This is a genomic window from Amycolatopsis sp. NPDC051102, assembly GCF_040682815.1.
Lineage (GTDB): Bacteria > Actinomycetota > Actinomycetes > Mycobacteriales > Pseudonocardiaceae > Amycolatopsis.
Map to the genome: position 1 here is coordinate 505,633 of NZ_JBFBBT010000003.1, position 24,149 is coordinate 529,781.

Below are 24,149 nucleotides of genomic sequence, written 5' to 3' on the forward strand. Positions count from 1 at the left end.
CGGCTCCTTGGGGGAGGGGAACCGGAATGAGCCCGGGCAAGAGACGCGGCATCCTGATCGGCGGCGCGCTGCTGGTCGTGGTGATCGTGGCGGCGGCGTTGTTCCTGCTGAACAGCGGGGGATCGGCGCCGGAGGCCGCCACCGGGGCGACCGCCGTGGAGAGCCCCGGTGCGCTCGACCCGACTTCGGCGATCACCGAGTACCTGCAGGACCTTTCCGAGAACAACCCCGACGCGGCCGGCCGGCTGACCGACGACAACGCGGCCGCGGTGGTGGCGCTGCGCAGCACGCGGAACACGCTGAACCCGGTGTCGGTGACCGGCAAGCTGACCGTCCTGCAGCCGACGCCGGCCGGGGCGAAGAAGACGAGCGGCACGTTCAGCCTGTCCTGGACGCTGAAACCGGGCCAGGTCTGGACCTACGACGTCCCGTTCGAGCTCGCGCAGGGCGGCGGCAGGTGGCTGGTCCACTGGGCGCCGTCCCTGCTGCACCCGAAGCTGGAGGCGGGCCAGCGGCTGGTGATCAGCACGGCCGCGCAGGACACCACCGCGGTCGTCGACCGCGACGGCAAGCCGCTGGTGATCAGCGGTGCCGGCGGCGTGAAGCCGGTGGAGGGCAACCCGGCGCCGCTGCTGCGCACGGCGATCACCGGCCAGATCACCGCGGCGGCCGCCGGCGGGTTCGCCGTCACGCGCGTCGACGCCGGCGGGAAGAGCGTCGAGACGCTGTTCGGGAAGGTGGCGGCCGAGGGGGCGAAGCCGCTCGTGTCGAGCCTGAGCCTGGCGGCGCAGGGCGCGGCCCAGGCCGCGGTGGACGGCTACCAGGGGTCGGCGATGCTCGTCGCCCTCGACACCGGGTCGGGTGACATCCTCGCCGTCGCGCAGAACGCCGCGGCGGGAAACGCCCCGAAGGCGCTCAACGGCCTGTACGAGCCGGGTTCGTCGTTCAAGATCGCGACCGCGGTGGCGGCGATCCAGCAGAGCGGCCTCTCCGCGGCTTCGCCGGTCGACTGCCCGGGCGTCGCGACGATCGGCACCCGGACGGTCAAGAACGAGGGCTTCGAGCTGGGCGCGACCACCCTGCAGACGGCGTTCGCGCGGTCCTGCAACACGACGTTCGGGCAGCTCGCCCTCGCCCTGCCGGCGGACGGGCTGAAGAAGGCCGCCGACGAGCTGGGCCTCAACGCCGACTACGACATCCCGGGGCTGAAGACCGAGCTGGGGAAGGTCGAGCCCGCGGCGAGCAAGGACGAGCAGGTCGAGGACGGGTTCGGCCAGGGCCGCATCCAGGCCAGTGCTCTCGGCGGCGCGCTGATGGCCGCCACGGTCGCCACCGGCAAGGCGATCACGCCCCGGCTGTGGCACGACCTGGAGACCACCGTGGTCAAGGGCTATTCGCCACCGCCGGCGCCGGTGCTGGGCGAGGTCCGGAAGCTGATGCGCGCGGTGGTCACCAGCGGCACCGGCCACGCCGCGGCGGCCGCGGGCACCGTCTTCGGCAAGACCGGCACGGCCCAGTTCGGCGACGGCAAGCAGGCCACCGGCTGGTTCGTGGGCTACCGCGGCGACGTCGCCTTCGCGGTGGTCCTGGAGAACTCGAACGACTCGGGCCCGGCCGTCCAGCTGGCCGCCAAGTTCCTGAAAGCCCTCTGACCGGCACTTTCACGTGAAAGTGCCGCGACGTGGCTGGTGAGGCGACGGTTCGGCCGCGGGCGAAGGGTGGGGGTCGTAGCGTGGGGGCATGGAGACGATCGCGCTGGCCGAGGTGGCCGCGGTGCTCGCCGACCCGAGCCGGGCCACCATGTGCCTCGTGCTGCTGGACGGGCGGGCCTGGACGGTCGGCGAGCTCGCGAAGGCGGCCGGGATCGCGTTGTCGACGGCGAGCGAGCACGTCACGCGGCTGGCCGGAGCCGGGTTCGTCGTCCGCGTCAAGCAGGGGCGGGCCAGCTACGTCCGGATCGCCGACCCGCGCGTGGCCGAGCTGATCGAGCACTTGGCCCAGCACGCCGAGCATCGGCCGGTGAACGGGCTGAAGTCGTCACTGCGGGCGCGACGGCTCGGGTTCGCGCGGACCTGCTACGACCACCTCGCCGGCGAGCTCGGCGTCGCCCTCCGCGACGGCATGCTGGCCACCGGCCTGGTCGGCACCGCCGACGGCCTGACGCTGACCCCGCGCGGCCGGGAGGTGCTCGGCACCCTCGGCGTGCCGGTCGCCGCCGGGCGGCGGCCGCTGCTGCGTGACTGTCTGGATTGGACGGAGCGCCGCGACCACCTGGCCGGGGCGCTGCCCGCGGCGTTGCTCGAGCGGGCCGTCGACGCCGGCTGGGTGAGCCGCGACGGCCACCGCGCGGTCAAGGTGCTGGCGGCGGCGGGAGCGCCGTTCGCCGCGCTGGGGGTCGATCTCGACGCGTTGGCCCGGCCTTAACACACCGGGTGTCCGTCGCAGGGCAGCGGTACACGAACGAGTTAACCCAGCCGCTTCACTATCCTGAGGGCCCCACAGCACTCGGGAGGGAGGCGGCATGGACCAGCTTCCCGTGCTGCTCGGCGTCGGCGGCGTCGTGCTGCTCGCGTCCGTGCTGGCCGTGCGCGTGTCGATCCGGCTGGGCCTGCCTTCGCTCCTGCTGTACCTGGGGATCGGCGTGCTGCTCGGCGAAGCCGGCTTCGGCATCCGGTTCGACAACCCCGAGCTGACCCAGTCGCTCGGCCTCGCGGCGCTCGTCATGATCCTCGCCGAGGGCGGCCTGACCACCCGGTGGTCGGCGGTGAAACCCGCGCTGGGCATCGGAATCGCACTGTCCACAGTGGCCGTGGTGGTGAGCGTCGCGGTCACCGGCGCCGCGTTGCACTGGCTGCTGGGCCTCGACTGGCGGCTGGCGCTGCTGTGGGGCGCGGTGCTCGCGTCCACCGACGCGGCCGCGGTGTTTTCCGTCCTGCGCACGGCCGGGATCGGCAAACGGCTCACCGGCGCGCTCGAACTCGAGTCGGGGATCAACGACGCGCCGGCCTACATCGCCGTCGTGGTGCTGGCCGAAGGCACCACTGTGGACTGGACGCTGCCGCTGCTGGCGGTCTACGAACTGACCGCGGGCCTGGCCATCGGCCTCGCCTTCGGCTGGCTCGGCGGGTTCGCGTTGCGCCGGGCCGCGCTGCCGGCGACCGGCCTCTACCCGCTCGCCACGGTCGCGGTGTGCGTCGTCGCCTACTCGTCCGGGCAGCTGCTGCACGCGTCCGGGCTGCTCGCCACGTACGTCGCCGCGCTGGTGCTCGGCAACTCGCGGCTGCCGCACCGGTCGGACACGCTGTCGTTCGCCGAGGGGCTGGGCTGGCTGGCGCAGATCGGGCTGTTCGTGCTGCTCGGCCTGTTCGCCTCGCCGGGCCGGCTGCTCGACGCGATCGTGCCGGGCCTGGTGGCGGGCGCCGTCGTGCTGCTGCTGGCGCGGCCGATCTCCGTCGTGCTGTCCGTGCTGCCGTTCCGGCTGCCCTGGCGGGACCAGGCGTTCCTGTCGTGGGCCGGCCTGCGCGGGGCCGTGCCGATCGTGCTCGCGATGATCCCGCTGTCGCACGGCCTGCCGGGCGCGCAGCGGCTGGTCGACGCGGTGTTCGTGCTGGTCATCGTGCTGACGTTGGTGCAGGGGTCGACGCTCGGGCCGCTCGCGCGCCGGCTCGGGCTGGCCAAGAAGTCCGAGCCGCACGAGATCGAGGTCGACTCCGCGCCGCTGGACGAGCTCGGGGCCGAGCTGCTGCAGGTCCGGATCCAGCCGGGGTCGAAGCTGCACGGCGTGTACCTGTCCGAGCTGCGGCTGCCGGTCGGGGCGACGATCAGCCTGGTCGTGCGCGCCGGCGCGGGCTTCACGCCGCAGAAGACCAGCCGGCTGCAGGAGAACGACCAGTTGCTGGTGGTGACGACGAGCGTCGTCCGCGACGCCGTCGAACGCCGGCTCCGCGCGGTCGACCGGGCCGGGCGCCTGGCCCGCTGGAAGGGCGAGTCCGGGCGCTGAGCACGCTCTGTGACCGGCGTCTCAGAATGTGCGACGGGGGTTGGCGGCCGGGCGTGCTCTCGGTTACCTTTCGAACCAGGTCATGAGTGCCAGCGCGAAGCCCCGGCTTGCTGGCCGGCAACCCTCCTACCGCGGTGGGGTGCCCCGGGTGAAGACCGGGCCGGTCGCGCCGTGCGACGGGCAAGCGCGGGCCCCTCGCCGGGGTCCCCCGGATCGCCGAGGAGGCACCCGATGACTCTCGCCATCGACCGCACCCAGCTCGAAACCGTTGCGCCGCAGGACATCCCGGCCGTCGCCGGGGCGGCGCTGCGCGTCCCGCTGGTGACCGGCGGCGACATCGGCTACGCCAACCTCGACCACGCGGCGAGCGCGCCCTGCCTCGACGCCGTCCGCGCGAAGGTCGACGAATTCCTGCCCTGGTACGCCAGCGTCCACCGCGGCGCCGGCTTCGCCTCGCAGGTCTCCACGAAGCTCTACGAGCGCACCCGCGACGTCCTTCGCCGCTTCGTCGACGCGCGGCGGACCGACACCGTCGTGTTCACCCGCAACACCACCGACGCCTTCAACCTGCTCGCCCGCAGCCTGCCGCGGCACACCACGGTGATCGTGTTCGACACCGAGCACCACGCCGCGCTGCTGCCGTGGCAGGGGCCGAACGTCCGCCGGCTGCCGACCCCGCGCACCCGCCTCGCCGCGGTGTCGGCGGTCGACGAAGCGCTCGCGGGCGCCCCGCAGGGCCCGCGGCTGGTCGTCGTCACCGGCGCGTCCAATGTGACCGGTGAGCTGCTCCCGGTGGCCGAAATCGCCGCGGTGGCGCGGAAACACGGCGCCCGCGTCGCACTCGACGCCGCCCAGCTGGCTCCGCACCGCCGGATCTCGATCAGGGAGCTGGACGTCGACTACGTCGCCGTGTCCGGCCACAAGCTCTACGCCCCCTTCGGCGCGGGCGCGCTGATCGGCCGCGCCGACTGGCTGCGCGCCGCCCGGCCCTACCTCGCCGGCGGCGGCGCGACCAAGCTCGTCACCGAGGGCGCCGTCGTCTGGAACACCGGCCCGGAGCGGCACGAAGCCGGCTCTCCCAACACTGTCGGCGTCTACGCGCTCGGCGTCGCGTGCGAGACCCTCGGGGCGAACTGGGCCGCGATCGAAAACCACGAGCAGGCGTTGCTCGTCCGGCTGCGCAAGGGCCTCGAAGGCATCCCGGGTTGCGCCGAGCTGCGGCTGTTCGACGCGCCGGTCGACCGCGTCGGCACGGTCAGCTTCGTCGTCGACGGCTTCGACCCGGGCTGGCTCGCGGCGGTGCTGTCCGCCGAGTACGGCATCGGCGTCCGCGACGGCGCCTTCTGCGCCCACATCGCGGCCAAGCGGCTGATCGGCGTCACCGGGGGCGACGGGCAGCAGGCGGTCCGCGTCAGCCTCGGCCTCGGCAGCACCGAGGAACACGTCGACCGGGTGGTGCTGGCGCTGCGGCAGATCGTCGCGCGGGGCGCCCGCTGGGAGTACGCGAAGGTGGACGGCCGCTGGGCGCCGGTGGGCGACCCGCGGGAGCTGCCGCCGTTCTGCTGAGCGTTAACCTGGGCCGATGGGGAGAGGGCCGCGTTACTGGTTTCCGCTGGCACTGCTGGGGTTCGCCGAGATCGCCTTGGCCGCGGCGCAGCTGTTTTCGGGCCGCAGCCGGGCCGAAAGCGAATCCGCGAACCTGCTGCTGCGGCCGGCGGTCCCGGCCGGTGCGACGGAGTACAGCCGGGCGTACCTGCTGCCCCTCGACGACTTCCACACGGCGGGCAGCGGCCTGCCGCCGGGACCTCTGTGGCTGGCCGCGCTCGGCGTGGTGCTCGTCGGCACGGCCGTCTGGTACGGGCTCGCCCGGCGGCCCGCCCGCGCCGGGCGGTACGTCCTCGGCACCGCCGGCGCGCTGCTCGCCGTGCCGCTGCTCGACCTGGTCGGGTGGTGGCAGTTCCGGCTCGGCGACGGGCTGCGCGGCCCGCTGCTGGCCACGCTCGGCCTGCTGATCCTCGCCGCGTACGAGCGCAGCCGGTTCGTCCTGCTCACGACGGCCGCGTTCGCCCTGGTCGCCGTAGTGCTCTCGGCGGACACGGCGGGCGTGCTGGTGTCGGCGGCCATCCTGCTCGCCGCCGCCTTCGTCGCCCTGCTGCGGGCGAACCCGCGCTCGCTACCCTGATGCGATGGGGAGTTCACGGCGGTCCCGGCCCACGGCCCCGCGGGCTACCAGCGCCTGAACGCCGTTCAGCACCAACGTGCTGAACGGCACGGCGTACGCGACCGCGGTCTCGGTCGACGCGGTGTCCTCGGCGAAGCTCGCCGGTCTCGCCTTCGTGGTGCTCGCCGTGGCGGGCCGGTACCGGCGGCAGCTGCGGCCGCCGCGTCCCGGCCGGTTCCTGCTCGGGGCGCTCGCCGCCGTCCCGCTGCTCGACCTGGCCGGCTTCCTGCAGCTCCGGCTCGGCGGCGACGGGCGCGGTGCGCTGCTCGCGGCGCTGGGCTTCCTGCTGCCGGCCGGTTACGAGCGCAGCTGGTCCCTGGCCGCCGTGGCCGGGGTGTTCGTGCTGGTCGTGCCCGTTTTCCTGCCCCCGGTGCGCGGCGCGTTCGCCGTGCTCCCGCGCGGGCCGGTCACCGCCGCCGACACGGCCTGACCAGCGCCGTGGACAATGGACCGGTGAGCACCGAGCCCAGCCACTCCGAACCCGACACCGAAGCCGCCGCCGAGGCGACGCCCGAGACCGTGCAGGAGACGCCGGAAACCCCGGCGAAGCCGCTGCCGAAGCGGCGGGTCGGCTGGGTGTTCGCGGTCGCCGTCGTCTTCTGGGCGATCGACCTGGTGACGAAGAACCTGGTCGTGGCCAACCTGGAGGGCAAGGAGCCGGTCAAGGTCCTCGGCGGGCTGATCTACCTGCAGGTGATCCGCAACCCCGGTGCCGCGTTCTCGATGGCCACCGGCATGACGTGGGTGCTCGCCCTGGTCGCGCTGGCCGTGGTCATCGCGATCGTCTGGCTGTCGCGCCGGCTGCGCTCGATCGGCTGGGCGATCGGCCTCGGCCTGGTGCTCGCCGGCGCCACCGGCAACCTCACCGACCGGATCTTCCGCGCGCCCGGCGGGCTGCAGGGCCACGTCGTCGACTTCATCTCGGCGTTCGTGCCCAACGGCAAGGGCTTCGCGATCTTCAACATCGCCGACTCCGCCATCTGCGTCGGCGGCGCCCTCATCGTGCTGCTGTCGCTGCTGGGCAAGGACTACGACGGCACGTCGACCAAGGACAAGAAGAAGCTCGAGGCCGCGGCGGAGGAGCAGGCGTGAGCTCGCGGATGCTCCCGGTGCCCGACGGGCTCGACGGGATGCGGGTCGACGCCGGCCTCGCCAAGCTGCTCGGGCTGTCCCGCACGGTCGTCGCCGAACTCGCCGAAGCCGGGGACGTGCTGCTCGACGGCCGTCCCGCCGGCAAGTCCGACCGGCTCTCCGGCGGCGGTCTCCTGGAGATCACCCTGCCGGAGCCGGCGAACCCGGTGGAGGTCGTCGCAGAGCCGGTCGCGGGCATGCAGATCCTGCACGACGACGACGACATCGTCGTGATCTCCAAGCCGGTCGGCGTCGCGGTGCACCCGAGCCCGGGCTGGACCGGCCCGACGGTCGTCGGCGGCCTCGCCGCGGCCGGCCTGCGCATCGCGACGTCGGGTGCGGCCGAGCGCCAGGGCGTGGTCCACCGGCTCGACGCGGGCACCACCGGCGTGATGGTGGTGGCCAAGAGCGAGCACGCGTACACGGTGCTGAAGCGGGCGTTCAAGGAGCGCACGGTCGACAAGGGCTACCACGCGATCGTCCAGGGCCACCCGGACCCGATGCGCGGCACGATCGACGCGCCGATCGACCGCCACCCGCGTCACGACTACAAGTTCGCCGTCGTCCAGGGCGGCCGCCCGAGCGTGACGCACTACGAGGTCGTCGAGGCGTTCCGGGCGGCGTCGCTCGCGCACATCAAGCTCGAAACCGGGCGGACGCACCAGATCCGCGTCCACTTCTCGGCGTTGCGGCACCCCTGCGTCGGCGACCTGACCTACGGCGCGGACCCGGTCCTGGCCCGCCACCTCGGCCTCAGCCGGCAGTGGCTGCACGCGAAGACGCTGGCGTTCGCACACCCGGCGGACGGCCGGTGGGTCGAGTTCGAGTCGGAGTACCCGGACGACCTGGCGAAGGCCCTGGAAATCCTGCGCGACGAGAGCTACTGATCCTCGATCGACCAGGTGATGGTGCGCTCGTCGGGCTCCGGCCGCGGGCTCCAGCGCACCGAAACCACGCGCGTGGCGTCCGGCAGGACGTACACGGTGTGGCCGCCCAGCGTCTCGCCCGGCTTGACGCCGATCTTGTGCGGCGGCCGGGACGTCAGCGACACCGGGGCCTTGCCGATCGCCTGGCCGTCGGCGGCGAGCAGCTCGAGGTAGTTGTCCGGCAGCGACGCGAACGGGATCGCGCCGCGGTTGGTGATCTCGGTGTGGACCACGACCGCCCGTTCCCCCTCCTCCAAGCGGTAGCCGGCCGCGCTGAACAGGTAGTCCGCCGGGTCCTGGACCTCCAGCAGCTGCACCGTCAGCTGCTCGCCCTCCAGGCCCTGGGTCTCCATGACCTCGCCGAGCCGGCCTCGCTTGCCGCCGGCCGGGGCGGCGGGCGGCTGGTCGCCCCGGGCCCAGGACGCCGTCTGCGGGATGCCCCACGTGCTCACGGCGGGATCGAGCGGCACCGGCGGGGTGACCGGCCGGGGTGGCCGCTGCTGCGGTGGCGGGCCCGGGTACCGCCCGGACGGCGTGCCCTGGACCTGGTGGGGCCCGGAGGGCGTGCCCTGGACGGTGTACGGCCCCGAAGGTGCACCCTGCACGGTGTACGGACCCGAAGGCGCGCCTTGGACGGTGTAGGGCCCCGAAGATGAGCCCTGGACCGGCGGCGGCATCGGCGGGGCGGGCTGCTGCGGCACCGGCTGTGACGGCGGTGGCGGGTACGGCGGCCGGTTCGCCCACGACGGCGGGGCACCGGCGATCGCCGCGCGCAGGCCGTTCGGGTCGCTTTCGACACCGACGAGCAGCGGCAGCCCGCTGCCCGAGAGGGCGACCAGCCGGTAGGCGACCTCGCGGGGATCCATGCCGACCTTCGCCGCGAGCTCGTGCACGGCCGCCTTGCCGAGGTCGGCGAGCGCGGCGAGCAGGCGGGTATCCACGGGATCGGTCACGGCCACCCCTCGAACGCTACCGCTTCGCCGATCCGCGGTACCGCAGGCCGTCCGCCCCCGGCGAACGGCCCGCCGATTCTGTCGGTGATCTCCGTTAGGGTCGGCCGTGGAGCACATCAGCCGAACCTGGGGGGCCTGCCATGACCGCGGTCACCGAACTCGCCGACGAGTTCGTCGAAGCGCTGTTCGCCGCCGATCCGCTGACGCCCGCGCTGCTGGGCCTGCGCCCGGCGGAGCCCGGTCTGCCGGATCTGTCCGGCGAGGCCGAGCAGGCGTTCCGGGCGCGGCTGGCGGAGTTCCTCGACCGCGCCCGCGCACTGGCCGCCGACGGCCTCGCGGCCGAGGACCGCGTCACGCGCGAAGTCCTGATCACCACGGCCGAGAACCGCATCGCGGCGATCGACAGCCGGATGACCGAGTTCACCGTCACCGACCTGTCCATCGGGACCGCGGCCGGCCTGCTCATGGCGCTGCCGATGACCACGGTGACGGCGGGGGAGGCCGCGGAGGCCCAGCTCGGCAGGCTCGCCGCGATCCCGGAGTACCTGCGCCAGGCCGCGCGGCGGCACGCCGACGGCATCGCGGCCGGCCTGCTCCCGGTGGCCCACCTGGTCGACGCCGCGGTCGCGCACCTCGACCGCTACCTCGCCGACCCGGCGGCCGACCCGCTGCGCCGCCAGCCTGCCCCGGACGAGGCGTTCGAACGGCGTCGTGAGGAGCTGCTCGAAGGCGTCGTGCGCCCGGCCTTCGCCGAGTACCGCGAGTTCCTCGTCGCCGAGGTGAAGCCGCACGGGCGGCCCGCGGACCGGCCCGGCCTGTCGTGGCTGCCGGGCGGCACGGAGACCTACGCCCGGCTGGCGCGGATGCACACGACGACCGAGCTCACCCCTGAGGAGCTGCACCGGATCGGCATCGACACCATCGCCGCGCTCGCCGTCGAGTACCGCGAGCTCGGGCTGAAGGTGTACGGCACCGACGACCTCGCCGAGATCTTCGCGCGGCTGCGCACCGATCCCGCGCTGCGCTGGCGCAGCGCCGACGAGCTGCTGGAGACCGCGCGCACGGCCGTCGCCCGCGCGGCCGCGGAAGCCCCGAAGTGGTTCGGCCGGCTCCCGGAGCAGCAGTGCTCGGTCGAGGCGGTGCCGGCGGAGGTCGCGCCCGGCGCGCCCGCGGCGTACTACCTGCGCCCGGCCGCCGACGGCTCCCGGCCGGGGATCTACTTCGCGAACACCCACGAGGCCACCGAGCGGTTCCGGCACATGGCCGAGACGACCGCGTTCCACGAAGCCGTGCCGGGCCACCACTTCCAGCTCAGCATCGCGCAGGGGCTCACCGAGCTGCCGCTGCTGCGCCGCATCGGCGGCTTCAACGCCTACATCGAGGGCTGGGGGCTCTACAGCGAGCGCCTCGCCGACGAAATGGGGCTCTACTCCGACGACGTCGCCCGGCTCGGCATGCTGGCCGGCGACTCGCTGCGGGCGGGGCGGCTGGTCGTCGACACCGGCCTGCACGCGCTGGGGTGGAGCCGTCAGCAGGCCGTCGACTACCTGCTGGAGCACACGCCGGAGTCGCGGGCCGAGGTCGAATCCGAGGTCGACCGCTACATCGCGTGGCCGGGCCAGGCGCTCGGGTACCTGGTGGGCCGCCGGGAGATCCAGGGGGCGCGCACCCGGGCCGCCCAGCGGCTCGGCTCGCGGTTCGACGTCCGCGCGTTCCACGACCTCGTGCTGGCCGGCGGCCCGCTGCCGCTGTCGGTGCTCACCTCCGTCGTCGACGAGTGGGTGGCCGGGCACGGCGACACCGTCGACGGCCTGGCGAGCGAGCTCGTCGAGCTGTCGTTCGAGCAGGAACCGCTGCACCCGTCGGTGCTCGGCCTGCCCGGCGGCCACGACCGGCTCGCCGACCAGACCCGGGACGCCCAGGAGCGCTTCCGGGCCGCGTACACCGGCCTCGCCGCCCGCGCGCGGGCGCTGGCCACCGACGGCCTGACGCCGGAGGAGGCCGTCACGCGCGAGGTGGTGATCGCCTCCGCCGAGGTCGAAGCCGACCGGCTCGGCGCGCGGACCGCCGACCTCGCGGTCAGCGACGGCCTCACTTCGCCCGCGCTCGGGCTGCTGATGTACCTGCCGTACTACAAGCTGGACGACGAAAAGAAGGCGCGCGGCTACCTCGCCCGGCTCGCGGCGATCGAGCCGTTCCTCGCCGACCTGACCGGGCGGCAGCGCGAAAGCCTGGCCGACGGGCTGGTGCCGCCGGCGTACCTCGCCCGCGTCGGCGTCGAGTACATCGACCGCTACCTCGCCGCGCCGGACACCGACCCGCTGCAGGTGGGCACGACGGCGGCCGTCGAGGACTTCGAAGCCGAGCGGGACAGGCTGCTCGCGGAGGTGGTCCACCCGGCGTACGCGCGGTACCGGGACTTCCTTCGCGCTGAAGTCGAGCCTGCCGGGCGGCCGGACACCGCGCCGGGGATCTCGCACGTGCCGGGTGGGGCCGAGCGCTACGCGGCGCTGATCCGGGCGGAGACTACGACCGAGCGCACGGCCCAGGACCTGCACGACACGGGCCTGGCGATCATCGAACAGCTCGGCGAGGAGTACCGCGAGCTGGGCGCCAAGGTGTTCGGCACCACCGAGCTCGGCGAGATCTTCGAGCGCCTGCGCACCGATCCGGCGCTGCGCTGGCGCGACGGCGAAGAGCTGCTCCTGGCGGCCCGGGACGCCATCGCCCGCGCCGAAGCCGTCGCGCCGCAGTGGTTCTCGCGCATCCCGGCGGAGAAGTGCGAGGTCGCGCCGGTGCCCGAGGCCGACGCGGCGAGCGGCACGATCGCCTACTACCTCCAGCCGTCGCTCGACGGCACGCGTCCGGGCACGTACTACGCGAACACCTACGAGGCCGACAAGCGGCCGCGGTTCACCAGCGAGGCGATCGCGTTCCACGAAGCCGTGCCGGGGCACCACTTCCAGCTGAGCCTGGCCCAGGAACTCCAGGACCTCCCGCTGCTGCGGCGGATCGGCATGTTCAACGCCTACGCCGAGGGCTGGGGGCTGTACGCCGAGCGGCTCGCGGACGAGATGGGCCTGTACTCCGACGACGTCTCGCGGCTGGGCATGCTCACGCAGGACTCGATGCGGGCCGGGCGGCTGGTCGTCGACACCGGGCTGCACGCACTGGGCTGGAGCCGGCAGCAGGCGATCGACTTCCTCGTCGAGCACACGCCGATGGCGCGGCTGGAGATCGAAGCGGAGATCGACCGGTACATCGGGTGGCCGGCCCAGGCGCTCGGCTACATGGTCGGGCGGCTGGAGATCCAGCGGCTGCGGGCCGAGGCCGAGCAGGCGCTGGGTGCGGCGTTCGACATCCGCGGGTTCCACGAAGTCGTGCTCGGGCACGGGATGCTGCCGCTGTCCGCGCTGGCGAAGGTGGTCGAGGACTGGGTGGCCGAGCGGCTCGGTACGCCGGACTCGCCCGACACGCCCGACCGGCTCGCCGACGAGCTGGTGGCGGTGAACTTCGCGCGGCAGCCGATCTACCCGTCGGTGTTCGGCCTGCCCGGCGAGCACGACCGGCTGCCCGACCCGAGCGCGGAAGCCGAAGCCCGGTTCCGCGCCGAGTACGCGGCGATCGCCGCGCGCGCCGAAGCGATCGACCCCACCGCGTTGCCGGCGGCCGAGCGCGTCACCCGGGACGTCGTGATTTCCCAGGCGAAGCAGGAGATCGACACGATCGACTCCGGCCGGTCCGACCTCGCGGTCAGCGACGGGCTCGCCGCGCCCGCCCTGCAGCTGCTGCTCTACCTGCCGCAGACGGTGCTGGACGACGAGCCGAAGGTCCGCGGTTACCTGAGCCGGCTCGCCGGCATCGGCGCCTACCTCGACGCGCTGATCGGCCGTCAGCGCGCGGCGGTGGGCGAAGGGCTGGTGCCGCCGGGCTTCCTGGTGCGCATCGGCGTCGATTACGTCGACCGCTACCTCGGCGCGCCCGAAAGCGACCCGCTGCGGGTGACACCGCCGTATGCGCTCGACGGCTTCGAGGCCGAGCGCGACCGGCTGCTCGAAGAGGTCGTCCGGCCCGCGTATGCGCGGTATCGCGCCTTCCTGGCCGACGAGGTCGCGCCGGTGGCGCGGCCCGAGACGTCGCCGGGCATCGGTGCCCTGCCGGGCGGGCCGGAGCGGTACGCGGCGCTGATCCGGGCGGAGACGACGACCGAGCGCACGGCCCAGGACCTGCACGACACCGGGCTGGCGCTGATCGAAAAGCTCGGCGAGGAGTACCGCGAGCTGGGCGGGAAGCTGTTCGGCACCACGGATCTCGGCGAGATCTTCGACCGGATCCGCACGGACCCGGCGCTGCGCTGGCGTGACGGCGAGGAGCTGCTGGCCGGGGCCCGCGCCGCCATCACCCGCGCGGAAGCCGTCGCCGGGCAGTGGTTCTCGCGCGTGCCGGAGCAGAAGTGCGAGGTCGCGCCGGTGCCGGCGGCCGAGGCCACCAGCGGCACGATCGCGTACTACCTGCGGCCGTCGCTCGACGGCACGCGCCCGGGCGTCTACTACGCGAACACCCACGAAGCGGAGAAGCGGCCGCGGTTCACCAGCGAGGCCGTCGCGTTCCACGAAGCCGTGCCGGGGCACCACTTCCAGCTGTGCCTCGCACAGGACCTCGGCGGGCTGCCGGTGTTGCGCCGGATCGCCCACGTCAATGCCTACGCCGAGGGCTGGGGCCTGTACGCCGAGCGGCTGGCCGACGAGATGGGCCTGTACTCCGACGACGTCTCGCGGCTCGGCATGCTGACCCAGGACTCGATGCGGGCCGGGCGGCTGGTCGTCGACACCGGGCTGCACGCGCTCGGGTGGAGCCGGCAGCAGGCGGTCGACTACCTCGCCGAGCACACGCCGATGGCGCGGCTGGAGATCGAGGCGGAGATCGACCGGTACGTGGCCAATCCGGGGCAGGCGCTCGGCTACATGGTGGGGCGGCTGGAGATCCAGCGGCTGCGCGCGGAGGCCGAGCAGGCACTGGGCGAGGCGTTCGACGTCCGCGAATTCCACGACGTCGTGCTGGGCAGCGGAACCGTGCCGCTGCCGGTGCTCGCCGGCCTCGTCGCGGAGTGGGTGGCGGCGCGCCGGGACACCCCGGACCGGCTCGCCGACGAGTGCCTGGAGCTGATGTTCGAGGCACAGCCGCTGCTCCCGTCGCTGCACGGGCTGCCGGGCACGCACGACAAGCTCGCCGACCAGACCGCGGAAGCCGCCGCCCGGTACCGCGCCGGGCTCGCCGGGATCATCGCGCGGGCGGAAGCGATCGACGCGGCGGCGCTGTCGCCGGCCGAGCGGGTGACCCGTGGCGTCGTGATCTGGCAGGCCCGGACCCAGCTCGACGAGCTGGACTCCGGCCGGGCCGACATCGCGGTCAGCGACGGGCTGGCCGCGCCGGCCCTCCAGCTGCTGATGATCCTGCCGCAGACGATCCTCGACGACGAGGCCAAGGCCCGCGGCTACCTGAGCCGGCTCGCCGCCATCGGCGCGTACCTGGACCAGCTGATCGAGCGGCAGCGGGCCGCGCTCGCCGCGGGCCTGACGCCGCCGGAGTTCCTGGCGCGCATCGGCGTCGGCTACGTCGAGCGGTACCTCGGCGCGCCGGAGAACGACCCGCTGAAGGTGCCGATCCACGGGCTGGAGGCCGAGCGCGACCGGCTGCTGGCCGAGGTGGTCCGGCCCGCGTACGCGCGGTACCGGGACTTCCTGGCCGGCGAGGTCGTCCCGGTGGCCCGGCCCGAGACGTCGCCGGGCATCGGCGACCTGCCGGGCGGCCCGGAGCGGTACGCGGCCCTGATCCGCGCGGAGACGACGACCGAGCGCACGCCCCAGGACCTGCACGACACGGGCCTGGCGATCATCGAGCAGCTGGCGGGGGAGTACCGCGAGCTGGGCGGGAAACTGTTCGGCACCACGGATCTCGTGGAGATCTTCGACCGGATCCGCACGGACCCGGCGCTGCGCTGGCGCGACGGCGAGGAGCTGCTGGAAGCCGCCCGGGCGACGATCACGCGTGCGGAAGCCGTGGCGCCGCAATGGTTTTCCCGGGTGCCTGCGGAACGCTGCCAGGTCGCCCCGGTGCCCGCCGCGGAGGCCGAAAGCGGCTCGATCGCCTACTACATCGAGCCGTCGCTCGACGGTTCGCGGCCGGGCACGTACTACGCGAACACGCAGGAGGCGGAGCAGCGGCAGCGGACCCTCGGGGAGGCGGTCGCGTTCCACGAAGCCGTGCCGGGGCACCACTTCCAGCTGGTGCTCGCCCAGCAGCTGACGGGCGTGCCGCTGCTGCGCCGCATCGCGATGTTCAACGCCTACGCGGAGGGCTGGGGCCTGTACGCCGAGCGCCTCGCGGACGAAATGGGCCTGTACTCGGACGACGTGGCCCGCCTCGGCCTCCTGACGCAGGACTCGATGCGCGCGGCGCGCCTGGTGGTCGACACGGGCCTGCACGCGCTGGGCTGGAGCCGGCAGCAGGCGGTGGACTACCTGCGCGACAACACCCCGATGGCCCAGATCGAGATCGACGCGGAGATCGACCGCTACGCGGGCCTCCCGGGTCAGGCGCTCGGCTACATGGTGGGCCGCCTGGAGATCGAGCGGCTGCGCGCGGAGGCCGAGCGGGCGCTGGGCGAGGCGTTCGACATCCGCGAGTTCCACGACACGGTGCTGGGCAGCGGAACCCTGCCGCTCCCGGTCCTGGCGGACGTGGTGACCGACTGGGTGGCGGCGCGAGCCGGGGAGGCCAGGTGACCACGGCCTGCCGGGCAGTTCGCGGCGGTGGGGATGCGGCGGCGGAGGGCCGGATCGGCGGTCCGGGCCGCGGCGGGCACGGAGGGGCGGCGGCTGCTCCGGCTGGGGGTCGGGGCCGCTGGGGTGGGCAACTGATGGCTGCTCCGGCCGGCGGCTGGGACCGCAGCGGCGGGCGACTCATGGCGGCCGGACTGGTGGGGAGCTGGAGCTGCAGCGGTGGGCGACCGATGGCGGCAGCGGATGGCAGCTTGGGCCGCAACAGCTGGCAACTGATGCCGGCTGCTCCCGCCGGCGGCCGGAGCAGCGGGGGCTGGCGACCGGTCGCGACCCCCGCCGCAGGCGCGCAGCGCAGGCCGCCCGTGGCCTGGTTCGATGCCGCCGGTGGTGCGGTGTCCACCGACTACTCGGCGGCGCGCGCCGCCCGGGACGAGGAGTGAACGTGACCTGGCTCGACCTTGCCGACGACACGCCGTTCGGCCTGGACAACCTGCCCTACGGTGTCTTCTCCGCCGGTGGGGCGCCCGAGCGGCGGGTCGGCGTGGCCGTCGGTGACCACGTGCTCGACCTGACCGCCGCGGCCACCGAGACCGCCGCCGCCTTCGCTCCGCTGCTCACCGCCGGGGTGCTCAACCCGCTGCTCGCCGCCGGGCCGGCCACCTGGCGGGTCGTGCGCGCCAGCGTCACCGAATGGCTCACCGAGCGCCGGTACGCCGATCAGCTGCGGCCGCACCTGGTGCCGCTGAGCGAGGTGACCACCCACCTCGCGTTCGACGTCGCCGACTACGTCGACTTCTACTCCAGCGAGCACCACGCCCTCAACGCCGGCAAGATCTTCCGGCCGGACGCGGACGAGCTGCCGCCGAACTGGAAGCACCTGCCGATCGGCTACCACGGGCGGGCCGGGACCGTCGTCACGTCCGGCACGCCCGTCGTGCGGCCGCACGGGCAGCGCAAGCCGCGCGCCGCCGAGGCGCCGTCGTTCGGCCCGTCGCAGCGGCTGGACATCGAGGCCGAGGTCGGGTTCGTCGTCGGCGTTCCGTCCACTGTGGGCACTCCGGTGTCCACAGCGGACTTCGCGGACCACGTGTTCGGCGTCTGCCTGGTCAACGACTGGTCGGCGCGCGACATCCAGGCCTGGGAGTACCAGCCGCTGGGGCCGTTCCTCGGCAAGTCGTTCGCGACGTCGGTGTCGCCGTGGATCGTCCCGCTCGCCGCGCTGGAACACGCGCGCGTCGACGGGCCGCCGCAGGACCCGGAGCCGTTCGAATACCTGCGGACCGGGGAGAAGTGGGGCCTGGACCTGAGCCTGGAGGTCCGGCTCAACGGCCACCTCGTGTCGAGCCCGCCGTTCGCGACCCAGTACTGGACGGCCCCGCAGCAGCTGGCGCACATGACGGTCAACGGCGCGAGCCTGCGCACGGGCGACCTGTTCGCGTCGGGCACGGTGACCGGCCCGGAGCGTGAGCAGCGCGGTTCGTTCCTGGAGCTGTCCTGGGGCGGGCGCGAGCCCTTCGCCCTGCCGGGCGGGGTGACGCGGACGTTCCTCGAGGACGGCGACGAGGTCGTGATCAGCGCGACCGCCCCGGGCCCGGGCGGTACGCGGATCGGGTTCGGCGACGTGCGGGGGACCGTGGTCGCGGGCTGAAGTGGCGGTGCCCACACCGGACGAAGCCCGGTAGCGCGCATAATGACCTGCGACTAAGCGCTTGTTCAGCACGGGAGGACGCCGATGAGGATCGGGACCGGGATCAGCTACGCCGGAGGCTTCGCCGACAGCGTGGCGGACGTCGTCGAACTGGAGAAGGCCGGCCTCGACGTCGTCTTCGTGCCGGAGGCGTACTCGTTCGACGCGGTCAGCCAGCTCGGCTACCTGGCCGCGAAGACCGAGCGCGTCCAGCTGGCGTCGGGCATCTTCCAGATCTACACCCGCACGCCGACGCTGACCGCGATGACGGCGGCCGGGCTCGACTTCGTCTCCGACGGGCGGTTCATCCTCGGGCTCGGTGCGTCCGGCCCGCAGGTCATCGAGGGGTTCCACGGCGTGAAGTACGACGCGCCGCTGGCCCGCACCCGCGAGATCGTCGAGGTGTGCCGCCAGGTGTGGCGCCGCGAGCGCGTGGTGCACGAGGGCAAGCACTACACGATCCCGCTGCCGCCGGAGCAGGGCACCGGGCTCGGCAAGCCGCTGAAGCTGATCAACCACCCGGTGCGGGAGCGGATCCCGGTGCTGCTGGCCTCGCTCGGGCCGAAGAACGTGGCACTGACGGCCGAGATCGCCGAGGGCTGGCAGCCGATCTTCTTCCACCCGGAGAAGGCGGCCGACGTCTGGGGCGCGTCCCTGGCCGAGGGCAAGGCCAAGCGCGACGCGGCACTGGGCGAGCTGGACACGTTCGTCTCGGTGGCCCTGGCGATCGGCGACGACGTGGAGTCCCTGCTCGACCACGTGCGGCCGGTGGTGGCCCTGTACGTCGGCGGGATGGGTGCGCGCGGCAAGAACTTCTACAACGACCTGGCCTGCCGCTACGGCTACGAGGCGGAAGCGAAGCTGATCCAGGACCTGTACCTGGACGGCAAGAAGGAGGAGGCGGCCGCGGCGGTCCCGCTGGACCTGCTGCGCGCAATTTCCCTGGTGGGCCCGGCGGGCTACGTGAAGGAGCGCTTGGCGGCCTTCGCGGCGGCGGGCGCGACGACGCTGGTGGTGAACCCGCTGCAGCCCGGCCGCGAGGCCCGCGTGGCGGCGGTGTCGCAGCTGCGCGAGCTGATCGACTGAGTGCGGTGCGGGGGCGCGGTGCCGCGTCCCCGCAGGCTCTGCCGTCCGGCGAGAGGGTGCCGAGGCGACGGCTTGGCGGGGTGCCGGGCAGCAAATCCTGCCGTCCGGCGAGTGGTTGCCGGGGGCGCCAGCCTCGCGCGGTGTCGGGCCGCAAACCCTGCCGCCCGGCGAGCGCCTACGGAGCCCGCGGGGGCGTCTACTCGGTGAGCGGCGAATCGCACCCCGAGGCAACTGCCCAACCCCGAGCGTCAGGCCGGCGCCGCGTACACCGCCACCCGCGCCCCGCCCAAGCCCGCGCTGTCGTAGCTTCCGTCGCTCGTGATCAGCCGCAGCTCCGGTCCCGGGCCCTCCGGGGCGACCAGTGTGCTGTCCGGCTCGTTCGCCGGGAACAGCTCCACCCGGCGGACCGCGAACCGCGTCTCGTGGCCGCCGCTGTCGCGGACCGTGATCGTTGCGCCCGGCTTGAGCCGCGCCAGGCGCGCGAAGGCGCCGGCTGCGTAGCCGAAGCTCGCGTGGCCCGACACCACCGCGACGCCCGGTGCTCCCGGGGCCGGGCCGTCGGTGAACCAGCCGGCTCCGAGGGCCGTGCCCGGTTGCTCGCGGCGGCCGGCCGTGTGGCCCAGCGCGACCAGGTGGTCCAGGCGCAAGCCGAGGTCGGGGATCCGCAGCTCCGCCGGTGGGGCGCCGGCCGGGCGGTCCGCCGCCTCCGCTCCCGGCGTCACCGAGGGGATCGGGGCCAGCACCGACGTGACCCCGAGCAGGACGCAGCCCAGCCCGGCCACGACCGCGAGCACGACGGCCGCCGGCCGGATGAGCTCGGAGCGTCGCCTCATCACGTTTCCCTGCCCCACACCGGTTTCGATGTCTCCTGAATCGCTGGCTGAGCGTGGGCGTTACCGAATCGTGTCCAGACGCACAAAGGTTCACTCAATCGGGTTATCGCACTGTGACCTTCGCGTCAAAAGGCGCGTCCAGAGGGCCTCATTAGCGGAAATGCGCGGCACGCGGCGGTGAGATCAGCCATCATTACTGGTTTCAAACCGTTGGACTGGGGATATTCACCGGGCGGAAGTGGAGGTGCGCCGAGCTGTGCGAAAAATCGAAGAGCCCGCGGTGGGCGTGCTGGACGTCGGGTCGTTCAGCGCCCGGCTCGTGGTGGTGCCGGTCGACGGCTCGCCGCGGGAACCGCTGGTGAACCACCAGACGCGGCTGCGTCTCGATCGCGAGCTCGACGCGCGTGGCCGGCTCTCCGACCGCGGCATCGAGGCCGTCACGGCCGCCGTCGCCGCGGGCATGACCACCGCGTACCGCCACGGCGTGAGCGACGTCTACCCGCTCGCCACTTCTTCGATCCGCGACGCGGCCAACGCGGCGGACGTCGTCCGGCACGTCGCCGGCGAAACCGGCGTCGAGCTGCGGTTCCTCTCCGGCCGCTGCGAGGCCGAGCTGACCTACCTGGCCGCGCGCCGCTGGTACGCCCGGGACGCCGGGCCGATGCTCGTGCTCGACATCGGCGGCGGGACGGTCGAGCTGGCCGCCGGCCGCGGCGAGAAGGCCACCTTCGCGCGCTCGCTCCCGCTGGGCGCCCGGTCGATGACGCGGGATTGGCTGCCGTCCGAGCGCGTGTCGAACAAGCAGGTCAAGGCGCTGCGCGCGCACGCCCTCGACGTCGTGACCACCACGCTCGGGGCCGCCGACGTCGACGACCCGCGGGTCGTCGGCTGCTCGAAGGTGCTGCAGCAGCTCGCGCGGCTCGCCGGCGCCCGGCCGGGCAAGTGCAAGGAACTGCGGCTCGACGACCTCCGCGCGTGGATCCCGCGGCTCGCCGCGCTGCCGCCGTCGAAGCGGGCCGAGCTGCCCGGCATCTCCCGCAGCCGCGCCCACCAGGCCCTGGCCGGCGCCATCGTCGCGGAAGCCCTGCTGACGGTGGCCGGCGGCAAAGTGACGATCTGCCCGTGGTCCACCCGCGACGGCCTGCTGCTCAGCCTGCAGGACAAAGCGCGGGCGGCGGCGAAAAGCGCGGCCTGATCCGCTGGCCCCGCGCGGGAAAACCGGGTATCCCGGAAGGCATGAGCGAGCAGCAGCGCATCCACGGCCGTGACGACGAAGACGACGAGCTCCCGAAGCTCCCGACGCCCGGGCAGCTGACCCACGACGTGCCGACCGCCCCCGACCCCGACGTCAACCCGGGTGGGACCGAGGAAGTCCCGGCCCCACCCGCGCGGGAAGACGTCGTCAGCGACCTTCCTCAGTGATGGGATTGGCCGGCTCGGCGTACTGACGCACCGCCTCCGAGTCCCGGCGCATCGGCGCCCGCCCCGGTGGCTGCTTCGGTGTCGGGCCGGCGTCGATTTTCGGGATCGCGTACTGCCGCGGCTCCGCCGTGATCGTGATGCGCTCGCCGTGGTGCAGCACTTCGAGGGGATCGCCGGCGACCACGTGGTAGGTGGCCTGGTCGGGGTCGATCTCGACCTGGAACCGGGTGCCGCGGAACATCAGGCGGAAGGTGATCCGCCCGAGCTGCGGGGGCAGCCGCGGCGCGAACGCGAGCGTCCCGCCGTGGTCGCGCAGGCCGCCGAACCCGGCCACGGCGCCCTGCCACGCCCCGGCCAGCGACGCCATGTGCAGGCCGTTGCGGACGTTGTTGTGCACGTCGTGCAGGTCGGTCAGGGCGGCTTCGGCGAGGTAGTCGTAGGCCAGCTCCAGGTGGCCCACCTCGGCCGCGATGACCGCCTGCGTTCCCGCCGACAACGAGGAATCACGCACGGTCCGTGCTTCGTAGTAGGCGAAGTTCCGGGCTTTCTCCTCCTGGCTGAAGGAATCGCCGCACAGGTGCAGCGCCAGCACCAGGTCCGCCTGCTTCACGACCTGCTTGCGGTACAGGTCGAAGTACGGGAAGTGCAGCAGCAGCGGGTACTGCGCCGGATCGGTGTGCTCGTAGTCCCACTCGTCGTGGTCGAGGAACCCCTCCGACTGCGGGTGCACGCCGAGTTCCGCTTCGTAGGGCAGGTACATCGCCGCGGCGGCCGCGCGCCAGGAGTCCAGTTCGACGGTGTCGACGCCGAACCGCGCGGCCACGTCCGGGTGCCGCTCGCACGACTCCGCCGCCGCCTGCAGGTTCCGCCGCGCCATCAGGTTCGTGTAGACGTTGTTGTCCGCCACCGCCGAGTACTCGTCGGGCCCGGTGACGCCGTCGATGCGGAACGCGCCGTGCCGGTCGTGGTGGCCCAGTGACGCCCACAGCCGCGCGGTTTCCAGCAGCAGCTCGGTGCCGTAGGCACGTTCGAACTCTTCGTCGCCGGTTGCGTTGAGGTAGCGCAGGACGGCGTCGGCGATGTCCGCGCTGACGTGGAACGCCGCCGTGCCCGCCGGCCAGTACGCCGAGCACTCGGCGCCGTTGATCGACCGCCACGGGAACGCCGCGCCGCGCAACCCCAGCTGGTGCGCGCGTTCCCGCGCTTTGTCCATTGTGGAGTGTCGCCAGCGGAGGGCGTCGCGCGCCGCGTCCGGGATGGTGTAGGTGAGCACCGGCAGCACGAAGGATTCGGTGTCCCAGAAGGCGTGCCCGTCGTAGCCGGGCCCGGTCAGCCCCTTGCCGGCGATCGCGCGGCTCTCGCCGCGGGCCCCGGCCTGCAGGATGTGGAACAGGGCGAAGCGGACCGCCTGCTGCAGTTCGGGGTCGCCCTCGATCTCGATGTCCGACGTCCGCCAGTAGTCGTCCAAGAATTCGCGCTGCTCGGTGAGCAGGCCCTTCCAGCCCGTCTGGCGGGCGCCGGCCAGCGCCGCCTCGACCTGCGCGCGCAGCGCGGGCACCGACCGCTGCGCGGACCAGCCGTAGGCGAGGAACTTGGTGATGCGCAGCCGGCCGCCCTTCGGCACGTCGACCGCGACGGTCAGCCGCGCCAGGTCCTCCTCGGAGTGGATGCGGGCGCGGATCCCGTCGTCCACCTCGATCTTGTGGTCCATGGCCGCGGCCATCCGCAGCCCGGAGCGGCGGGTCTGGTGCACCAGCACGGCGTTGTAGTCCGACGCGCGGTGGAACTCGCCGACCAGCGGCGATTCCAGCGCGGCGGCCACTCGCGGGTCGCTCGTGTCGGACTCGATCGGCTCGTTGGCCAGCAGGTCGGACTGGACGACCAGCTGCAGGTCCTCGTCGAGCGGCTCGACCTCGTACCGGATCGCGGCGATCGCGCGCTGGGTGAACGACACGAGCCGTTCGGTGCGCACGCGGACCCGCCGCCCGGTCGGCGACGACCACTCCGTGGTCCGCGACAGCGTGCCCTTGCGGAAGTCCAGCACCCGGTCGTGCGCGGTGGCCGCGCCGTAGCGCATGTCGAGCGGTTCGTCCTCGACGAGCAGCCGGATGATCTTGCCGTCGGTCACGTTGACGACGGTCTGCCCCTCTTCGGGGTAGCCGTAGCCCGCCTCGGCGTAGGGGAGTTCGTGCTGTTCGTAGAACCCGTTGAGGTACGTGCCGGGCAGCCCGCGCGGCTCGGCCTCCTCGAGGGTGCCGCGCAGCCCGATGTGGCCGTTGGACACGGCGAACGCCGATTCGGTGCGCTGCAGGGCGTCGACGTCCATGCCGCGCCACCGCAGTTCCCACGGCGAGCATTCGTAGCCGTGCGGTTCGGTCATCGGTCCTCCAGGAGGTCGGCGAGGTCGTCGACGACGATGTCGGCCCCGTGGGCCCGCAGTTCCGCGGCCTGGTCGGCGCGGTTCACGCCGACCACGTACCCGAAGCCGCCGGCCTTCCCGGCCTGGACGCCGGACTGGGCGTCCTCGAAGACGGCCGCGTGCGCGGGCTCGACGCCGAGCGCCGCGGCGCCGGCCAGGAACGAGTCCGGCGCGGGCTTGCCCTTCAGGTGCTGTTCGCGGATGACGATGCCGTCGATGCGCGCTTCGACGTACTTGCTCAGGTCGGCCCCGTCGAGGACCTTCGCGCCGTTCGCCGACGACGTCACGACGGCGATCCGCAGCCCGGCGGCTTTCACGGCTTCGAGGTAGCGCACCGAACCCGGGTACGGGTTGACGCCGCGCTCGTCGATGATCTTGAGGACCAGTTCGTTCTTGCGGTTGCCCACGCCGTTGACGGTCGGGGCGTCCACCGGGTCGTCGGGCTCGCCCTCGGGCAGCACGATCTCCCGTGACCGCAGGAACTCCCGCACGCCGTCGGCGCGCGGGCGGCCGTCCACAAAGGCCGCGTAGTCGTGGTCGGTGAACTCCGCGAACCCGGCGCCGTCGCGGGCGCGGAGAAATTCGTCGAATGTCCGCTTCCAGGCTTCGCGGTGGAGGATCGCCGTGCCGGTCAATACTCCGTCGAGGTCGAACAGGCAGGCGGTGATGGTGTCCGGCAATCCCGTCAT

The 24,149-nt window shown here is 73.4% G+C and carries 18 protein-coding genes and 1 riboswitch; of the genes, 14 read left to right on the forward strand and 4 right to left on the reverse strand.

The window, feature by feature from the left end; translation table 11 throughout:
* Positions 1 to 26: 26 nt before the first annotated feature.
* The 8 genes from AB0M93_RS12895 to AB0M93_RS12930 all read left to right on the forward strand — a co-directional run bounded on the left by AB0M93_RS12895 (position 27) and on the right by AB0M93_RS12930 (position 8,239).
* Positions 27 to 1,652, forward strand: coding sequence for a penicillin-binding transpeptidase domain-containing protein (locus AB0M93_RS12895; protein WP_364272033.1), 1,626 nt, complete (start codon positions 27 to 29; stop codon positions 1,650 to 1,652).
* Between the two features lie 88 nt (positions 1,653 to 1,740).
* Positions 1,741 to 2,424: a metalloregulator ArsR/SmtB family transcription factor gene (locus AB0M93_RS12900; RefSeq protein ID WP_364272036.1), complete on the forward strand. Its 684-nt coding sequence runs from the start codon at positions 1,741 to 1,743 to the stop codon at positions 2,422 to 2,424.
* A 97-nt stretch (positions 2,425 to 2,521) separates the two neighbouring features.
* On the forward strand, positions 2,522 to 4,000 hold the full coding sequence (locus tag AB0M93_RS12905) for a potassium/proton antiporter (protein WP_364272039.1): 1,479 nt from the start codon (positions 2,522 to 2,524) through the stop codon (positions 3,998 to 4,000).
* Between the two features lie 78 nt (positions 4,001 to 4,078).
* A riboswitch (SAM riboswitch) is annotated at positions 4,079 to 4,193 on the forward strand.
* 38 nt (positions 4,194 to 4,231) lie between these two features.
* Positions 4,232 to 5,566 (forward strand): aminotransferase class V-fold PLP-dependent enzyme, encoded by a 1,335-nt coding sequence (locus AB0M93_RS12910; protein WP_364272042.1) that lies wholly within the window; start codon positions 4,232 to 4,234, stop codon positions 5,564 to 5,566.
* A gap of 16 nt (positions 5,567 to 5,582) precedes the next feature.
* Positions 5,583 to 6,182 (forward strand): hypothetical protein, encoded by a 600-nt coding sequence (locus AB0M93_RS12915; protein ID WP_364272044.1) that lies wholly within the window; start codon positions 5,583 to 5,585, stop codon positions 6,180 to 6,182.
* Between the two features lie 76 nt (positions 6,183 to 6,258).
* Positions 6,259 to 6,651 carry a hypothetical protein gene (locus AB0M93_RS12920; protein WP_364272047.1) on the forward strand — a complete coding sequence of 131 codons (393 nt, stop codon included), beginning with the start codon at positions 6,259 to 6,261 and terminating at the stop codon, positions 6,649 to 6,651.
* Between the two features lie 89 nt (positions 6,652 to 6,740).
* On the forward strand, positions 6,741 to 7,313 hold the full coding sequence (gene lspA, locus AB0M93_RS12925) for a signal peptidase II (protein WP_364272876.1): 573 nt from the start codon (positions 6,741 to 6,743) through the stop codon (positions 7,311 to 7,313).
* Positions 7,310 to 8,239 (forward strand): RluA family pseudouridine synthase, encoded by a 930-nt coding sequence (locus tag AB0M93_RS12930; protein WP_364272050.1) that lies wholly within the window; start codon positions 7,310 to 7,312, stop codon positions 8,237 to 8,239. The genes lspA and AB0M93_RS12930 overlap by 4 nt, the downstream gene beginning before the upstream one ends.
* Here the strand turns inward: AB0M93_RS12930 and AB0M93_RS12935 are convergent.
* On the reverse strand, positions 8,233 to 9,237 hold the full coding sequence (locus AB0M93_RS12935) for an AsnC family protein (protein WP_364272053.1): 1,005 nt from the start codon (positions 9,235 to 9,237) through the stop codon (positions 8,233 to 8,235). The genes AB0M93_RS12930 and AB0M93_RS12935 overlap by 7 nt on opposite strands.
* A gap of 134 nt (positions 9,238 to 9,371) precedes the next feature.
* On the opposite strand from AB0M93_RS12935, the gene AB0M93_RS12940 reads away from it, so the two are divergent.
* From AB0M93_RS12940 to AB0M93_RS12955, 4 genes are all read left to right on the forward strand, one after another.
* Entirely contained in the window at positions 9,372 to 16,016 is a 6,645-nt protein-coding gene (locus tag AB0M93_RS12940) for a DUF885 domain-containing protein (RefSeq protein WP_364272056.1), read from the forward strand.
* A gap of 272 nt (positions 16,017 to 16,288) precedes the next feature.
* Positions 16,289 to 16,453 (forward strand): hypothetical protein, encoded by a 165-nt coding sequence (locus AB0M93_RS12945; RefSeq protein ID WP_364272059.1) that lies wholly within the window; start codon positions 16,289 to 16,291, stop codon positions 16,451 to 16,453.
* Complete coding sequence (gene fahA, locus AB0M93_RS12950; protein ID WP_364272062.1) at positions 16,450 to 17,661, forward strand: fumarylacetoacetase; 1,212 nt, start codon at positions 16,450 to 16,452, stop codon at positions 17,659 to 17,661. Before AB0M93_RS12945 ends, fahA begins: the two co-directional genes overlap by 4 nt.
* Positions 17,662 to 17,745: 84 nt before the next feature.
* The gene (locus tag AB0M93_RS12955; protein ID WP_364272065.1) at positions 17,746 to 18,786 is read left to right on the forward strand and encodes an LLM class F420-dependent oxidoreductase; all 1,041 of its coding nucleotides are present in this window, start codon (positions 17,746 to 17,748) and stop codon (positions 18,784 to 18,786) included.
* 248 nt (positions 18,787 to 19,034) lie between these two features.
* On the opposite strand, the gene AB0M93_RS12960 is transcribed toward AB0M93_RS12955, so the two are convergent.
* A complete protein-coding gene (locus AB0M93_RS12960) occupies positions 19,035 to 19,619 on the reverse strand; it encodes a class F sortase (RefSeq protein WP_364272068.1) in 585 nt (194 codons plus the stop codon).
* A gap of 256 nt (positions 19,620 to 19,875) precedes the next feature.
* On the opposite strand from AB0M93_RS12960, the gene AB0M93_RS12965 reads away from it, so the two are divergent.
* Both AB0M93_RS12965 and AB0M93_RS12970 read left to right on the forward strand, forming a co-directional pair.
* A complete protein-coding gene (locus tag AB0M93_RS12965) occupies positions 19,876 to 20,814 on the forward strand; it encodes an exopolyphosphatase (RefSeq protein WP_364272071.1) in 939 nt (312 codons plus the stop codon).
* Positions 20,815 to 20,855: 41 nt separating this feature from the next.
* Positions 20,856 to 21,041, forward strand: coding sequence for a hypothetical protein (locus AB0M93_RS12970; RefSeq protein WP_364272074.1), 186 nt, complete (start codon positions 20,856 to 20,858; stop codon positions 21,039 to 21,041).
* Here AB0M93_RS12970 and AB0M93_RS12975 read toward each other — a convergent pair.
* Together AB0M93_RS12975 and AB0M93_RS12980 are read right to left on the reverse strand one after the other, a co-directional pair.
* The gene (locus AB0M93_RS12975; RefSeq protein WP_364272077.1) at positions 21,022 to 23,421 is read right to left on the reverse strand and encodes a glycosyl hydrolase family 65 protein; all 2,400 of its coding nucleotides are present in this window, start codon (positions 23,419 to 23,421) and stop codon (positions 21,022 to 21,024) included. The two genes, AB0M93_RS12970 and AB0M93_RS12975, sit on opposite strands and share 20 nt — an antisense overlap.
* Positions 23,418 to 24,149 (reverse strand): beta-phosphoglucomutase family hydrolase, encoded by a 732-nt coding sequence (locus tag AB0M93_RS12980; protein WP_364272080.1) that lies wholly within the window; start codon positions 24,147 to 24,149, stop codon positions 23,418 to 23,420. Before AB0M93_RS12980 ends, AB0M93_RS12975 begins: the two co-directional genes overlap by 4 nt.

What these genes read in the sequence shown, in the direction of transcription:
- AB0M93_RS12945 (WP_364272059.1), top strand. Translation starts at nt 16,289, where the DNA reads ATGCCGGCTGCTCCCGCCGGCGGCCGGAGCAGCGGGGGCTGGCGACCG.
- AB0M93_RS12915 (WP_364272044.1), top strand. Translation starts at nt 5,583, where the DNA reads ATGGGGAGAGGGCCGCGTTACTGGTTTCCGCTGGCACTGCTGGGGTTC.
- AB0M93_RS12905 (WP_364272039.1), top strand. Translation starts at nt 2,522, where the DNA reads ATGGACCAGCTTCCCGTGCTGCTCGGCGTCGGCGGCGTCGTGCTGCTC.
- AB0M93_RS12975 (WP_364272077.1), bottom strand. Translation starts at nt 23,421, where the DNA reads ATGACCGAACCGCACGGCTACGAATGCTCGCCGTGGGAACTGCGGTGG.
- AB0M93_RS12940 (WP_364272056.1), top strand. Translation starts at nt 9,372, where the DNA reads ATGACCGCGGTCACCGAACTCGCCGACGAGTTCGTCGAAGCGCTGTTC.
- AB0M93_RS12970 (WP_364272074.1), top strand. Translation starts at nt 20,856, where the DNA reads ATGAGCGAGCAGCAGCGCATCCACGGCCGTGACGACGAAGACGACGAG.
- AB0M93_RS12960 (WP_364272068.1), bottom strand. Translation starts at nt 19,619, where the DNA reads ATGAGGCGACGCTCCGAGCTCATCCGGCCGGCGGCCGTCGTGCTCGCG.
- AB0M93_RS12900 (WP_364272036.1), top strand. Translation starts at nt 1,741, where the DNA reads ATGGAGACGATCGCGCTGGCCGAGGTGGCCGCGGTGCTCGCCGACCCG.
- AB0M93_RS12910 (WP_364272042.1), top strand. Translation starts at nt 4,232, where the DNA reads ATGACTCTCGCCATCGACCGCACCCAGCTCGAAACCGTTGCGCCGCAG.
- AB0M93_RS12980 (WP_364272080.1), bottom strand. Translation starts at nt 24,149, where the DNA reads ATGACGGGATTGCCGGACACCATCACCGCCTGCCTGTTCGACCTCGAC.
- AB0M93_RS12895 (WP_364272033.1), top strand. Translation starts at nt 27, where the DNA reads ATGAGCCCGGGCAAGAGACGCGGCATCCTGATCGGCGGCGCGCTGCTG.
- AB0M93_RS12955 (WP_364272065.1), top strand. Translation starts at nt 17,746, where the DNA reads ATGAGGATCGGGACCGGGATCAGCTACGCCGGAGGCTTCGCCGACAGC.